The sequence below is a fragment of the Pseudomonas cistanchae genome (assembly GCF_054483635.1).
Window position 1 is genome coordinate 110875 of sequence record NZ_JBTLWN010000004.1, and the last position, 14144, is coordinate 125018.

At 63.6% G+C, this 14144-nt stretch carries 11 protein-coding genes; 4 read left to right on the top strand and 7 right to left on the bottom strand.

Annotated elements, in window-relative coordinates:
• Positions 1-9: 9 nt before the first annotated feature.
• On the bottom strand, positions 10-393 hold the full coding sequence (gcvH, locus tag ACX0MV_RS12900) for a glycine cleavage system protein GcvH (RefSeq protein WP_458982914.1): 384 nt from the start codon (positions 391-393) through the stop codon (positions 10-12).
• 514 nt (positions 394-907) lie between these two features.
• On the opposite strand from gcvH, the gene ACX0MV_RS12905 reads away from it, so the two are divergent.
• From ACX0MV_RS12905 to ACX0MV_RS12915, 3 genes are all read left to right on the top strand, one after another.
• Complete coding sequence (locus ACX0MV_RS12905; RefSeq protein ID WP_458982915.1) at positions 908-2716, top strand: DUF1302 domain-containing protein; 1809 nt, start codon at positions 908-910, stop codon at positions 2714-2716.
• Between the two features lie 30 nt (positions 2717-2746).
• Positions 2747-4114, top strand: coding sequence for a DUF1329 domain-containing protein (locus ACX0MV_RS12910; protein ID WP_458982916.1), 1368 nt, complete (start codon positions 2747-2749; stop codon positions 4112-4114).
• Positions 4115-4227: 113 nt separating this feature from the next.
• Positions 4228-6882 carry a LuxR C-terminal-related transcriptional regulator gene (locus ACX0MV_RS12915; protein ID WP_458982917.1) on the top strand — a complete coding sequence of 885 codons (2655 nt, stop codon included), beginning with the start codon at positions 4228-4230 and terminating at the stop codon, positions 6880-6882.
• A 9-nt stretch (positions 6883-6891) separates the two neighbouring features.
• Here the strand turns inward: ACX0MV_RS12915 and ACX0MV_RS12920 are convergent, their stop codons facing one another.
• The 3 genes from ACX0MV_RS12920 to ACX0MV_RS12930 all read right to left on the bottom strand — a co-directional run bounded on the left by ACX0MV_RS12920 (position 6892) and on the right by ACX0MV_RS12930 (position 9254).
• Entirely contained in the window at positions 6892-7695 is an 804-nt protein-coding gene (locus ACX0MV_RS12920) for a SirB1 family protein (protein ID WP_458982918.1), read from the bottom strand.
• A 136-nt stretch (positions 7696-7831) separates the two neighbouring features.
• Positions 7832-8092, bottom strand: a complete 261-nt coding sequence (locus ACX0MV_RS12925) for a YebG family protein (RefSeq protein WP_458982919.1) — start codon at positions 8090-8092, stop codon at positions 7832-7834.
• A gap of 178 nt (positions 8093-8270) precedes the next feature.
• Complete coding sequence (locus ACX0MV_RS12930; protein WP_458982920.1) at positions 8271-9254, bottom strand: MBL fold metallo-hydrolase; 984 nt, start codon at positions 9252-9254, stop codon at positions 8271-8273.
• Between the two features lie 255 nt (positions 9255-9509).
• On the opposite strand from ACX0MV_RS12930, the gene ACX0MV_RS12935 reads away from it, so the two are divergent.
• Complete coding sequence (locus ACX0MV_RS12935; RefSeq protein ID WP_458982921.1) at positions 9510-10013, top strand: phosphate-starvation-inducible protein PsiE; 504 nt, start codon at positions 9510-9512, stop codon at positions 10011-10013.
• A gap of 22 nt (positions 10014-10035) precedes the next feature.
• Here the strand turns inward: ACX0MV_RS12935 and ACX0MV_RS12940 are convergent, their stop codons facing one another.
• The 3 genes from ACX0MV_RS12940 to ACX0MV_RS12950 form a co-directional block, all read right to left on the bottom strand.
• Positions 10036-12675, bottom strand: a complete 2640-nt coding sequence (locus ACX0MV_RS12940; protein ID WP_458982922.1) for a DEAD/DEAH box helicase — start codon at positions 12673-12675, stop codon at positions 10036-10038.
• A 114-nt stretch (positions 12676-12789) separates the two neighbouring features.
• A complete protein-coding gene (locus ACX0MV_RS12945) occupies positions 12790-13665 on the bottom strand; it encodes a helix-turn-helix domain-containing protein (RefSeq protein ID WP_458982923.1) in 876 nt (291 codons plus the stop codon).
• Positions 13666-13786: 121 nt separating this feature from the next.
• Positions 13787-14110: a thioredoxin family protein gene (locus ACX0MV_RS12950; RefSeq protein WP_458983200.1), complete on the bottom strand. Its 324-nt coding sequence runs from the start codon at positions 14108-14110 to the stop codon at positions 13787-13789.
• Positions 14111-14144: the final 34 nt, after the last annotated feature.

The window sequence follows — 14144 nt, forward strand, 5'->3', positions numbered from 1 at the left end:
GGTGATCTCTCAAGCGTCAGCGTTGGCGTTCAGCAGGCGCTCGTAGGCAGCCTGGTCGAGCAGATCGGCGACGGCGCTGGCATCGACCGGGCGGAAGCGAAAGAACCAGCCCTTGCCGAGCGGGTCTTCGTTCACCAGCTCAGGGCTGGCCTCCAGTTCGGCATTCAGTTCGAGCACTTCACCGTCCAACGGCATGGCGATGTTGCTGGCGGCTTTCACCGACTCCAGTACCGCGACTTCTGCCCCCACAGTGTAGGACTGCAAATCCGGGAGCTGTACGAATACCACGTCGCCCAGTGCCTCTTGGGCATAAGCGGTGATGCCTACGGTGACCAGGCCATCGGCGTCCTGACGCAGCCATTCGTGATCGACGGTAAAACGCAATTCGCTCATGTGTACTCCTCAAGGGTCTGGACTCGCCCTTTTTCGTGCGGGCGATGATCAAAAGCGCTCGCTGGCCGCGAGCCTGTGCTTAGCTTGTAGCAAGGCTGGTGCCATCGATATTTTTCCTATTGAAATCAATGGTTTATGGATTTATTCTAACTATCGACCAAGTGTGCTCGTATTGATTTCGATACGGTTGCGCGCAAACCCATCCGCTATGCCTGACACACGCCACCAAATGCGCGCCTGCACGCGTTTTGTATTGATATCGATACGATGTTTGGGTTTCGATACGAGTGGCGATTCCAGCCCCTGCACATCTACCAACTTGGCGATACGGCGGCCGCAGATGTGCAGTCATGCCCAGGGCTTCCCATTCATCGTTTGAATCGCGCTGCTTATGCGGGCCGTAGCAGTGCATTCACTCTTTCGAGCTACAGCGCGAATCCATCCTTCGGGCGCTTATCCGTCCCCGTCGCCCTGGCTAGGGTGCTCCCAGTTCGACCCCAACCAGGAGCGCTTCATGACAATAAGAAAAGGGGCAGGAGTCTTCCAGCCGAAAGTTTTGACCTTGGCAGTGGCAATGGGCATCGCCGCGCCCAGCTACGCCGTGAACTTCAACATCGGAGAAATCGAAGGGCAGCTCGACAGCTCGCTGTCGGTGGGCGCCAGCTGGTCGACGCGCTCTGCGGATCGCGAACTGATCGGCATCAACAACGGCGGTACGGGTTACACCCAGACCGGCGACGATGGCCGTTTGAACTTCAAGAAGGGCGAGACCTTCTCGAAGATCTTCAAGGGCATCCATGACCTTGAATTAAAATACGGCGATACCGGCGTTTTTGTTCGCGGCAAATACTGGTACGACTTCGAATTGAAGGACGAGAGCCGGCCGTTCAAGGACATCAGCGACGAAAACCGTAAAGAGGGTGCGCAATCCTCCGGTGGGCAGATCCTCGACGCATTCGTCTATCACAACTATTCCCTCGGCGATTTGCCCGGCACCGTGCGGGTCGGCAAGCAGGTAATCAGCTGGGGTGAAAGCACCTTCATCGCTAACAGCATCAACTCGATCAACCCGGTCGACGTTGCGGCGTTCCGGCGCCCTGGCGCGGAGATCAAGGAAGGCTTGATCCCGGTCAATATGATCTACCTGTCGCAGAGCCTGACCGATCAGCTGAGTGTGGAGGCCTTCTATCAGCTGGAGTGGGACCAGACCATCCTCGATAACTGCGGCACCTTCTTCGGCTCCGACGTGGTGCAGGACGGTTGCGACAGCAATTACCACGCGGGTAGCAACGCGATTGCACCGTTGCAGGGCTTTGCGGCCGCCAACGGCATTGGTTTTGACGTGACCAGCGAAGGCGTGGTGGTGCCGCGCGGTGGCGACCGTGACGCGCGCGACTCCGGTCAGTTCGGCCTGGCGTTGCGTTGGCTCGGCGACGAGACCGAGTACGGCGCGTACTTCATGAATTACCACAGCCGCACGCCCATCGTGAGCACCCATACCGGTAACGTCTCGCTGGCAAATGCGGCAGGCGTCGCCGGTGCACTGATCGGTGCGGGCCTTCCCGCAAGCCTGACCGGCGGCATCCTGCAAAGTGCGGCACTGGGTAACGGCGAGTATTACCTGGAATATCCGGAAGACATCCAGCTGTATGGCGCCAGCTTCTCCACCACGCTGCCCACCGGCACGGCCTGGGCCGGGGAAATCAGTTATCGGCCCAATGCCCCGGTGCAGATCAATACCACCGACCTGACCCGTGCACTGCTCAACCCGCTTGCCCCTGGCACATCGCCGGTCGAGAGCGCGGTGAATACCGATAACCGTGGCTACAACCGCAAGGAAATCACCCAGGTCCAGAGCACCTTCACCCACTTCGTCGACCAGGTGATGGGCGCTGCTCGTCTGACCCTGGTGGGCGAACTCGGTTATGCCCATGTCGGTGGGTTGGAAAGTACCAGTGAATTGCGTTACGGCCGGGATTCGATCTACGGCACCCCGGACGACGCTGCTCAGCTGGCCGCCTATGGCACCCATGGTTACGTTACCGCGAACTCCTGGGGTTACCGCGCGCGCGCCATCCTCGACTACAACAGCGTGTTCGCCGGTATCAACCTCAAGCCAAACCTCTCCTGGTCGCACGATGTGGACGGTTACGGCCCCAACGGCCTGTTCAACGAAGGCTCCAAGGCGGTCAGCGTTGGTCTGGATGCGGACTACCGCAACACCTACACCGCCAGCCTGGCCTACACCGATTTCTTTGGTGGCGACTACAACACCGCAGTGGATCGCGACTTCCTGGCGCTGAGCTTCGGCGTCAGCTTCTAAGCCGCTATTCGGAACAATTGAGGATTGATGATGAAAACAACAAGAAATTTGATCGGTGCAATGGCGTTGTCGCTGCTCGCGGGCAGCGTGCTGGCGGCGGTCTCCCCCGAGGAAGCGGCGAAACTGGGCAGCAGCCTGACGCCGTTGGGCGCAGAAAAAGCCGGCAATGCCGACGGCAGCATTCCGGAGTGGACCGGCGGCCTGCCGGTCAACGCCGGCGCTGAAGACGCACGCGGCTTTCTCGCCGATCCGTTCGCCGACGAGCAGCCGCTGTTCGTGATCACCGCGAGCAACGCCGAGCAGTACAAGGACAAGCTGAGCGCAGGCCAACTGGCGATGCTCAAGCGCTATCCAGAAACCTACCGTCTGCCGATCTACAAAAGCCACCGCACCGTTGCGCTGCCACAGAAGATCTACGAGGCGGCCAAGATCAGTGCGTTGAACACCTCGCTGGTAGAGGGCGGCAATGGCCTGGCCAATTTTGCCAAGAGCCGCAACTACGCATTCCCGATCCCGCAGAACGGCCTGGAAGTGGTGTGGAACCACATCACCCGTTATCGCGGCGGCAACCTGAAGCGCACCATCGTCCAGGCGACGCCCCAGGCTAACGGCAACTTCACCCTGGTGCACTTCGAGGACGAAGTGGCATTCCCCAGCGGTATGCCTGACCTGGATCCGGAGAAGGCCGAAAACGCTTTGCTGTTCTTCAAGCAGCGGGTAACTGCGCCCGCGCGTCTGGCCGGTAACGTGCTGTTGGTGCACGACTCGCTCGATCAGGTCAAAGAGCCGCGCATGGCGTGGGTCTACAACGCCGGTCAGCGCCGCGTACGTCGCGCACCGCAGGTGGCCTATGACGGGCCGGGTACCGCTGCCGACGGCCTGCGCACGTCGGACAACTTCGACATGTACAACGGCGCGCCCAACCGTTACGACTGGAAGCTCATCGGTAAGCGCGAGCTGTACATTCCGTACAACAACTACCGCCTCGACTCGCCGAAAAACAAGTACAGCGACATCCTCAAGGCTGGCCATATCAACCAGGACCTGACCCGCTACGAGCTGCACCGCGTGTGGGAAGTGGAAGCAACCCTTAAGGAAGGCGAGCGCAACATTTACGCCAAGCGTCGTTTCTATGTCGATGAAGATTCCTGGATCATCGCCATGTCCGAACATTACGACGGTCGCGGTCAGTTGTGGCGTGTCGGCGAAGCGCAGCTGGTGCACAACTATGTGCAGCAGACCCCGGTGTATGCACTGGAAGCGCTGTACGACATCATCGGTGGCCGCTACCTGGCAATCGGTATGCGCAACGAAGAGAAGAAGCCATTCGTCTATGGAGCTGAAGCGTCGGCAGCTGACTTCACGCCCACAGCGCTGCGTAACGCTGGCGTTCGCTAAGCTTATGCGGTGATATTCAGGCGGCCTACGGGCCGCCTTTTTTCGTTGTCGAGGCGTAGGCTGGAGCATGCGCTTGCATGCTCGTAAAACAACAAGAAACGGGAGGCAGCTTCATGTCCAGGCTTTCTCAGTACCCAGAGAGCGGTAACCATGGCGGCAACGTGACCCCGCTCAAACCGCCGGCCCGGCAACTGCCCCGTCTGCCGGCACAGCACGTCGCCCGCGACCGCCTCAGTACCTCGTTGTTGAACAGCGACTGTCGCCTGCGCCTGCTCTGCGCACCCGCCGGCTTCGGCAAGACCGTGCTGCTGCGCGAGTGCATGCGCCATGTCCCGGCCGATACGCGGCTGGTCTGGCTCGACCTGGCCGGACGCCGAATGGACGCGGCGCAGTTGCTCGCCCGCCTGGGCGCGGCCTTAGAGATGCCGGTAACCAGCGAAGGCGACGCCAGCGAGGCGCTGCTGGCGTTGTTGCAGCGGCTCGACCAGCGTCTGTGGATCGTGCTCGACGACTACCCCCGCATGCCGGAGCGCGATGGCCAACTCTGTGAACTGGACGCCTGCCTGGATCTGCTGCTGGAGCAGGGGCCGAGCACGGTCTGCTGGTGGGTCAGCAGCCGCCGGCAGCCGGTGTGCAACCTGCCGCGGCTGTCGTTGCAGGGCGACCTGCTGGCGCTGGATGCCAGCGCCCTGGCACTCAATCAGGAGGAGTTCGAGCGGCTGCTGCACGGCTACCCGCTGCACTTGCCAAGCGCCCAGGCCGAGCAGCTGTTCCAGCAGTGCGCGGGCTGGCTGGCCGGTATCTGCCTGCTGCTGTTGAACGCCGATGAACAATCGCTGGCGGGTCGGCTGCGCAGCGGTACGGCGTTCTTTGATGACTATATCCAGCGCGAACTGCTGGGCCTGCTGGATGACGAGGTGCGCGCCGCCCTGGGGTTGCTGGCGCACATGCCGCGTTTCACGGCGGAGTTGTCCGAGCATGTGCTGGAAGCGCCGCATTCCCAAGTGTTCGGCGTGTTGCGTGACAGTCAGCTGCTGGTGCGGGCCGACGAAAGCGACGCGGAATGGCTGACCGTCTGGCGGCCGCTGGCATTGCTGCTGCGCCGCCTGCCCGATGCGGCGCCGGTCGCTCCGGTGCACCTGCGCGCGTGCCGCTGGTTTGCCGAGCGCGGCGAACTGCGCGAAGCAGTGGAGCACGCCTTGCTCGCCCATCAGCCTGAAGTTGCGGCCAACTACCTGCAGCGTTTCGGCCAGGAGCAATTGCTGATCGGGCGCAATGTGTCGCTGTTTCTGCAATGGCGTACCGAGCTGCCGCAAACCCTGTTCGCCAGCACACCGCGGCTGATCATTCTGCACGCGTGGGCGCTGCTGACGTGCGCCAGGCTCGATGAGGTCGAGCAGTGCATGACCGACCTGCGGCATTTCCTGCCACAGCCCGATGCGCGTCGGCAGCGGGTGTTGCTGGCCCATGTCCAGGCGCTCAACGGCGCCCTGTCGCGCCAGCGCGGGCAGCGCTCGGCCACCGAACATTGCCTGCAGGCGCTGGAGGTGCTGCCGGAGCAGGCCTGGTCACAGCGCGTGCTCTGTTATCAGGCGATGAGCCAGCAGGCCATGGCGGAAGGGCAACTAAGCCGCGGCGAGTATTACAACCTGGAAGGCATCAAGCTGGCGCGCCAGTGCGCCAGCGTAATCTACGAAAGCCTGTTGAGCGTGGACCGGGTGCACTGGCTGGAAATGGTCGGCGAAAGCACCCGCGCCCTTGAACTGGTCGAACACACCCTGCTACTGCTGCAGGCGAGCGTACGTCACAGCCCGGTGCTGGGCCGGCTGTTACTGCTGCGTGGGCGTCTGCTGGCCAGTCAGGGCCTGCTCGAGGAAGCGGTGGTGGCTTATCAGTGCGGCTTGGCCGAGGCGCAGGATTGCGAAGATGCCTACACCTTCTTCGGCTACCTCGGTCTTGCCGGGCTGGCCTCGACCCAGGGCCAGACAACCCAGGCGTTCCAGTGCCTGCGCGAGGCCGAGCGCCTGATGCAATGGCGGCATGTGCCGGAGGTGCGCTACCGCGGCGTGCTGCAGCTCACGGCGGGGTTGTGCTGGTTGCGCGAAGGAGCGTGCGAGAAAGCCCGCGAAGCCTTCGAACAGGTCCTCAGTCATTACCAGGCGGTCGACTTGCTGGCCCCGTCCGGCGCCTTCGATCTGCTGCCGCGCATCCACCGTTACCTGGCCATCTGCGACCTGCTGCAGGGCCGTTACAGCGAGGCACTGGCAGCGCTCGGCGAACAACTCGTCGCCGCCGAAGCCAGCGGACATGTGAGCCTTGCTTGTGAATGCCGCTTCGGCCTGGCTGAAGCCCTGTACGTCAGCGGTCAGGGCGAGGAGGCGAATGCGCAACTGACGGATGCATTGGCGGAAGCGGCGCGGCTGGTGCTGTTGCGTCCGGTGCTGGAGCTGCAGCAGCGCCACGGCCGCTGGCTCGATCAGTTTCTGCCACCGCAGGCGGGGGCGACCTTGCATGCGCGGTTGCTGCGTCAGTTCGGTGACGCGCCGCTCGAACCGGTTGCTGCTGCCTCGAGCGGGTCGCCATTGAGCGGGCGTGAGCTGGCGGTGCTCGGGTTGATTGCCCAGGGATTGTCCAATCAGGAAATTGCCGAGCAACTGTTCATCTCGCTGCACACGGTGAAAACCCATGCCCGCCGAATCAACGGCAAGCTCAGTGTTGCCCGTCGGACGCAGGCGGTGGCACGGGCCAAGGCGCTGGGGCTGTTGTAAACGTCAGGACTAATGCAGCGCCGGAATGGCGTTCAGCTGGCGCAGACGCTCACTGAGCAGCATGCGCTGGGCCGGGTCGTCGCACAGCAGCAGAGCGTGCTGTACATCGAAGCGCTCCGCTTGCGGACATTCCAGCCGCTGGTAGAGCTCGGCGCGGGCCAGGTGGTCAGTCATCGCCGGAGGACCGAGTTGCAGGACGCGCTCGGCATCCTTCAGCGCCGCAAGAAAGTCATCGTTGAAGTGATGCAGCTGGCGCAGGTTGCGCGACAGCCGCTGCAGCATGCTGCGCGCATCGCAGCTTTGCAGGTGCACGGCGCTCAACTCGGCATCGCCACCGTGGTGACGCTGCAACAGTTCGCGGCAGTCGCGGGTGTAGAGTCGGCGCCCGCCGCAGGGGTCGAGCAGGTGATCGGCACCGGGTACCCGCAGCATGAAGTGCCCGGGGAAATTGACCCCCTGCAAGGGAATACCCAGCCGACGAGCCAGTTCCAGGGCGATCAAGGCGAGCGACAGCGGTTGCCCGCGACGGCGTTGCAACACGCGGTTGAGCAACGCCACCTGCGGGCGCAGTGGCAGCTCGTCGTCTTCGTGAAAATCCAGTTCGTTGAGGCGACGCAACAGCGGTTGCGCCAGTTCCTGGGCGGGCAGTTCCGGCAGGCCGACGGCTACCTGATGCTGCAAGCCGCCAAGGTCGCGCAGCACCTGGGCCGGTTGCAGCGAGGGGTCATGTTCGGCAGCGATCCACAGCGCTGCCTCGAACAGCGCGGGTGGATCTTGTTCAAGACAGGCAAGGCAGGACTGACGCGCGTTCATGATCACCTCCGGACGTAACTGTTGTAACCGGCCGTTGTCATCGCGTCTAGCCCTGGCTCGCTGGAGCATGAGCGGTAATGCAAACGACCAGGCCCCTGAAAAGGGGCCTGGTGGTGAGGTGGGTTGAGTGAGCCAGTTATTCGGTTGCCGTCTCGCCCAGCTCGCTGAGTGCGTCCGGCTGATTCTTGAAGGCCTTGGCGAAGATCTCGCGGTTCTTGGCCATGAAGATACCGAGCTCTTCGCCTTGCGCCTCGTTCAGCGAAGGAACGGCTTTCTGCAGGACCTCGGTCAGCAGCTCGGCCAGTTCGAGCATCTTGTCGTGACGATCGGCTTCGGCCTTATCCATAAACAAGCGCTCCAAGTCTCGACTGCTGCGGTACACCACTTCGACGGCCATTCATCACCTCTACGCCTTCACGCTGATAGGTTGCAGGAAACTGTTTATATGTACAGTGTTGGCGAGCATAAAGAACTCGCGTGCATTTGACCAGCTGAACATATGACCAGCTGAACATAGCCGATTGTGCCGCAGTTGGCGCAGCGCCGGGCAGTGCGCCCGGGCTGCAGCCGCTTGCTCAGCGATCGCTGCGAATCGGGCCGAACTCGCTAGGCACCCAGGCATAACCCGCGCCCTCACTGCGAACGTGGCCAATACCGGGAAACGGCATGTGCGCGCCCGCTACCCAGAGCTTGTCACGGGCGGCGTCGGCAAAGATTTTCTTGCGCGTTTCCAGGGCCTTGGGGCTGTCGACGTCGAACTCGATCACCACTTCGGGTTTGGCGAACTGCACCGCATGGCTGTGCACGATATCGCCCCACACCAGCAGGCTCTGGCCCTTGGAGCTGAACAGGTAAGAGGTATGTCCTGGGGTGTGGCCATTGGTTGGCACCAGCGTCACCCCCGGGATCAGCGTGCTGTCGGCGGCGTAGGGTTTCAGCCGGTCAGCGGCGGCATAGGGCGCGATCGCGCTCTTGGCCATGCTGAACATGCCTTGCATGGCTTTAGGCGCCTTGCTGGCTACCTCGTCGCTCAGCCAGAAATCCGCCTCGGCCTGGGGCACGTGCACGGTGGCGTTGGCGAAGGCCGGCTTGCCCTCAGGGGTCAGCAGGCCGCAGGCGTGGTCCGGGTGCAGGTGGGTAAGCAGCACAGTATCGACCTGATCGAGGCGGTAACCGGCGGCCTGCAAATTGTTTTGCACCACGCCCAGGGTCGGGCCGAAGCACTGGGCGGCGCCGCTGTCGACCAGCACCAGGTTGCTGCCGGTGTTGATCAGGTAGGCGTTCACCGCGGTCTGCATGCCCTTGCTCGACTCGACGAACATCCGCGCCAGCAGGCTCTGGATGTCCTCTGCGCTGGCGCCCTTGAGGATGCTGCTGTCGAGGTCGACGTAGCCGTCGTACAGCGCCGTTACCTCGAAGTCGCCCAGGGCCATGCGATAGAAACCGGGAACCTGAGTCTGTTGTTTCGCCACGGGCGCAGCCTGCAGGCTGAGTGGCAGCGCCATGCTGAAAGTGGCGGCAAGCAGAGCCAGTCGGCTGCGGATCGAAGGTAAGGCCATTGCAGATCTCCATCGGGATAGGGACGGGGTTGACCGCAAGCAGCGCGGCCAGGCGTCGGTTATGCATTTCTGGCGGCCTGCTGTCCAGTACGCACGTGGTTGTCGCTTAGTTACGCTGCGGTAAGTACTGCCTGGGCGCCGGCGTTTTGCGGCCCCTGCGGCGTTTAGGCCTTGCGCTTGGTCTTTTTCCTGCATAACGCACCTGCTATAAGGGCGCGCACCGCCGCTCTCGGACGGTTTCAAGGAGTTTCACACGTGAATAGCAATTGGGCCGAGCGCACGCGCGAACGCATGCATGGACTGGCCGAGTCACTCGGCAATCTGCTGGTGGAAACCTTCCATTACCTGGCGCTGTTCGCCATCGGCGCGGTCACTGCCTGGGCCGCCATCATGGCGTTTCTGGGGATGGTCGAGACTGGCCACATATCGGTCGACGACATTCTGCTGCTGTTCATCTACCTCGAATTGGGCGCCATGGTCGGGATCTATTTCAAGACCAACCATATGCCGATTCGCTTCCTGATCTACGTGGCGATCACGGCATTGACCCGCCTGCTGATTTCTGATGTGTCGCACCATCACCGCCCCGATTGGAGCGTGGTGATGGTTTCCGGGGCAATTCTGCTGCTGGCGCTGGCGATTCTGGTGGTGCGCTACGCGTCGTCGCGCTACCCCTCGGTGCAGGCCGACGGGCCGCGCAGAAAGCGCAACAAGGCCGATGAAGCGTCCGAGAAGGACGACCTGCAGGGCGATGACTGAGTGAGCCGCGCGCCGCTTGGCCTCAGTTGCCGAGCGGTGCGAACAGCGCCTGCAGATCCTCTTCGCTGAGCTGCCACTGCGCTTGGCTGCCGCCTTCCAGCACGCCGCGGGCGAGGTTGGCCTTGGCCTGCTGTAGCTGCTGAATCTTCTCCTCGACACTGCCGCGGGCGATCAACTTGTAGACGAACACCGGCTTGTCCTGGCCGATGCGGTAAGCGCGGTCGCTGGCCTGGGCTTCGGCAGCAGGGTTCCACCAGGGATCGAAGTGAATCACCGTGTCGGCAGCCGTGAGGTTAAGGCCCGAGCCGCCGGCCTTGAGGCTGATCAGGAACACTGGATACTCGCCGGCCTGGAATTGCTGCACGGGGGTGCGTCTGTCCTGGGTGCTGCCGGTGAGTTTGACGTAGCCGATGCCGCGCGCCTGCAGCTCGGTCTCGATCAAGGCCAGCATCGACGTGAACTGGGAGAACAACAGCACCCTGCTGCCGCCGGCGATCAGCTCCTCGAGCATTTCCAGCAGCGCGCCGAGCTTGCCCGAGTCGCTGCTTTTCAGGTGCGCCGGATCGTCGCCGAGCAGGCGCAGGTCGCAACAGGCCTGGCGCAGGCGCAACAGGGCTTCGAGGATGACGATCTGGCTGCGGGCGAGGCCCTGGCGGGCGATCTCCGCACGGACTTTCTCGTCCATCGCCAGGCGCAGGGTTTCATAGCGGTCACGCTGCGTGGCGCTCAGTTCGACCCAGTGGGTGATCTCGGTCTTGGGCGGCAACTCGCGGGCGACCTGTTCCTTCTTGCGGCGCAGCACGAACGGCTTGATCCGCCCGCGCAGATGGGCCAGGCGCTGCTCGTTGGCCTGTTTCTCGATCGGCGTGCGGTAGTCGCGGGTAAAGCTCTGGCTATCGCCAAGCCAGCCGGGCATGAGGAAATTGAACAGCGACCACAGCTCGCCCAGGTGATTTTCCAGCGGCGTACCGGTCAGGCACAGGCGTTGCCGCGCCTGCAACTGGCCAGCGGCGAGGGCGGCCTTGCTGCGCGGGTTCTTGATGTTCTGCGCTTCGTCGAGAATCGCCAGGTGGAACGGTTGCGCGGCCAGTACCTTGAGGTCGCGCGGCAGCAGCGCATAGGTCGTGAGCACGATGTCGTGCTCGCCGATCCGCTTGAACTGGCTACGCCGTTGCGGCCCGTGCAGCGTCAGGACGCGCAGGCTCGGGGTAAAGCGCGCGGCCTCGTCCTGCCAGTTCGGGATCAGGCTGGTCGGCATCACGATCAGCGCGGGCTGGGTGAGGCGTCCGGCGTGTTTCTCGCCAAGGATATGGGCCAGGGTCTGCAGGGTCTTGCCCAGGCCCATGTCGTCGGCCAGTACTCCGCCCACCTGCAGCTCGCCGAGTGCCTGCATCCAGCCGAGGCCCTGCAGCTGATACGGCCGCAACTCGGCGTGCAAACCTGGAGGCGGCTCCACTTGCCGCTCGCCTTGGGCCTGCAGGCGTTGACCGAACTCGCGCAGCTGTTCGCCGCCTTGCCATTTCAGCCAGGTACCGCCCGCCAACCCGGAAAGACGCGCGGCGTCGGCGCGGGGCAGGCGCAGGCCCTGGCCCTGAGCGAGTTCGTCCGGGTCGCGGAAGAACAGCTCGCCCAGGGTACCGAGCAGCGGCTTCAGACGCGCGAAGGGCAGGGCGATGCGTTTGTGACTCTGCGGCAGGCTGACCAGCAGCACCTCGCCTTCCTGGCGCTGGGCCAGCGCATCGCTGGTCAGCAGCCAGGGCGTGCGACGGATCGCCTGAAGCAGAATGGGCAGCAGGCTGATGCGCTGGCCGTCGACTTCGATGCCCAGTTCCAGATCGAACCAGCCCGCTTCCTCCGGCTCGTCGATCTCGACGTACCAGTCTTCGACCTCGGCCAGGTTGAACTGGAAATCCGGCTGCATGTGCACCTGCCAGCCCTGCTCGCGCAGCAGTGGCAACTGACCGTTAACGAAAGCCAGCCAGGCGCTCTCGCCGTTCAGTTCGAACGGCTCGCCGGCGTCCTCGGGTAGCGCATCGCTCTGCCGCAACGCGCTGTGCAAACCGGTGTCGAGCAGGCGCTTGCGCAATGCCGCCTCTGCCTCGGCATCGCGGATGATGCGCAGCCTGTGGTTATCGGCCTGGCGTACCAGCAGGTCCTTGACGGTTTTGCCGAAGGTGCGATGGCCCTGGTAAGCGAAAGCGAGGGCGGCGCGGTGCTGGGGCTGTTCGTGCATGCGGCCCTTGCGTGCATCGAAATGCACGCGCACGTGGCTGCCAAGGGTCAGGATCGGTTTCGGCTGCACCCCTTCCAGACGCTGCTCGACGACTTCCGCGCGGGTTTCTATCAATGGGCTGAGGTCGATACCGGCCTGCTGCTGGCTTTGCAGCGCGAGCAGGGCGGCGGCCACGTGTTTGCAGTTTCGCCCCACCGGGCAATTGCAGTGGCCGGCGACGTGCCACCTGTCCGCGGCCGGGGTTAGCAGGATGCGTTGCTGGTAGGTATTGGCGCCCGAGCCGCGGCAGCTGGCGAGCAGGGTGCCGTCCTTGATGCTGAGCAAGGTGCTGCGGCCCTGTTCGGCATATTGCTGACCACGGGTGAGGGCGCCCTCGGCGAACGCGGCGCGCCAGTCGGCCTGGCGCAGGCGCAAGATCTCCAGCGTCATCGGGCGGCTCGTAAGGCGATATAAGCGAGGTCGGACATGCCAGGACCAAATCAGGGAAAGCCGCTGATTCTGGCACAGCGCTGGTGGATTAGCAGCCTGTAACGCGGGTGCGGCTCAGCCTGCGAATGCCTGGCGGTACTGGCTCGGCGTGGCGCCGATGGCCTGGCGAAAACGGTTGCTGAAATGGCTGGCGCTGGCGAAGCCGCAGGCCAGGGCGATCTCGCCGAAGGGCAACGGGCTACGTTGCAGCAGATGACGCGCGCGTTCCAGGCGCCGCGCCAGCAGATAACGGTGCGGCGGCACGCCGAAGCTCAGGCTGAACATGCGCGCGAAGTGGTATTCGGACAGCGCGCACAGCCCGGCCAACTGGCCAAGGCTCAACGGCTCGGCCAGGTGCGCCTCGATGAAGTCGCGCAGCCGCTTGCGCTGCCCCGGTGCGAGGCCGCCGGTCACGCGCAGGCTGTCGCGTCGGCGGACTTGCGAGAGCAGGGCATGGTCGAGCAGGTCATGGGCCAGGCTGCTGGTGAGCAGTCGCTCGCCGGGCTCCTGCCAGTTGAGCTGGCTGAGTTGACGGAAGCGCTGGGCCTGACAGGAGTCATCGAGAAAGGTCGTTTCGTGCAGCTGCAGCTCGCGCGGTTCACGGTCGAGCAGACGCACCGCGCCCAGGGCGAATTGCGCTTCGCTGACATACAGATGGGCCAGGTGGATTTCGCCGTTGATCACCCAGGCGGACTGATGCCCCGCCGGCAGGATGCACAGCTTGTCCGGCGCGCCTTTGCGTTGCGGCCGTTCCCGGCGAAAGGTGCCGGTGCCGCCCGCCAGGTAGCAGGACAGGGTGTGATGGGTCGGTGCCTGATAATCGCGGGTGTCGTGGCGGTTGCTCCAGATCGCAGCCGCCAGCCCGTCACCGAGTTCGGCGCTGTGCAGCAGCCTGGAGTTGGGCGAGCTGCCCATGGCCTGGAATACCTGACTTTGATCGAGCTGCGACATGAGTTCTCCTTACGCCGCGCCCATGCTAGCGCGCCCTCGATCATCTGCCAGCCCTCGGCTGGCGAATAAGCGCAAGTTTAGACAAGTGCTGCGCGCGGCGACTGCGCTCGCCGCGAACGGGTCAGGGCGTGGGGAGGGTTAGAAACGCCTGCTCGATCTGACCGACGCTGGTCGGTCTGACCAGCCGCGCTACTTCCTGACCGTCGTGAAAGAAGATCAGCGTCGGCCACAATTTGACCTTGAACGAGCGACCGAGGCGACGGCCGCTGCCGTCCTCGATCTTCAGGTGACGCACTTGAGGGTGCCCAGCGAATACCTCGGCAAGCAGCGGTTGCGCCGCCTGGCAATGGCCGCACCAGGGTGTGCCGAACTCGATCAGGGTCGGCCCGGACAGCGCGTCGAGCGCCTCGCGGGTCGGCTCGCTGGCAAGGTATTCAGCGGTCATGCTCATGGCGTTCTCCAGGTGAAGGTGTGGGTTG

What these genes read in the sequence shown, in the direction of transcription:
- gcvH (WP_458982914.1), bottom strand. Translation starts at nt 393, where the DNA reads ATGAGCGAATTGCGTTTTACCGTCGATCACGAATGGCTGCGTCAGGAC.
- ACX0MV_RS12905 (WP_458982915.1), top strand. Translation starts at nt 908, where the DNA reads ATGACAATAAGAAAAGGGGCAGGAGTCTTCCAGCCGAAAGTTTTGACC.
- ACX0MV_RS12910 (WP_458982916.1), top strand. Translation starts at nt 2,747, where the DNA reads ATGAAAACAACAAGAAATTTGATCGGTGCAATGGCGTTGTCGCTGCTC.
- ACX0MV_RS12915 (WP_458982917.1), top strand. Translation starts at nt 4,228, where the DNA reads ATGTCCAGGCTTTCTCAGTACCCAGAGAGCGGTAACCATGGCGGCAAC.
- ACX0MV_RS12920 (WP_458982918.1), bottom strand. Translation starts at nt 7,695, where the DNA reads ATGAACGCGCGTCAGTCCTGCCTTGCCTGTCTTGAACAAGATCCACCC.
- ACX0MV_RS12925 (WP_458982919.1), bottom strand. Translation starts at nt 8,092, where the DNA reads ATGGCCGTCGAAGTGGTGTACCGCAGCAGTCGAGACTTGGAGCGCTTG.
- ACX0MV_RS12930 (WP_458982920.1), bottom strand. Translation starts at nt 9,254, where the DNA reads ATGGCCTTACCTTCGATCCGCAGCCGACTGGCTCTGCTTGCCGCCACT.
- ACX0MV_RS12940 (WP_458982922.1), bottom strand. Translation starts at nt 12,675, where the DNA reads ATGACGCTGGAGATCTTGCGCCTGCGCCAGGCCGACTGGCGCGCCGCG.
- ACX0MV_RS12945 (WP_458982923.1), bottom strand. Translation starts at nt 13,665, where the DNA reads ATGTCGCAGCTCGATCAAAGTCAGGTATTCCAGGCCATGGGCAGCTCG.
- ACX0MV_RS12950 (WP_458983200.1), bottom strand. Translation starts at nt 14,110, where the DNA reads ATGACCGCTGAATACCTTGCCAGCGAGCCGACCCGCGAGGCGCTCGAC.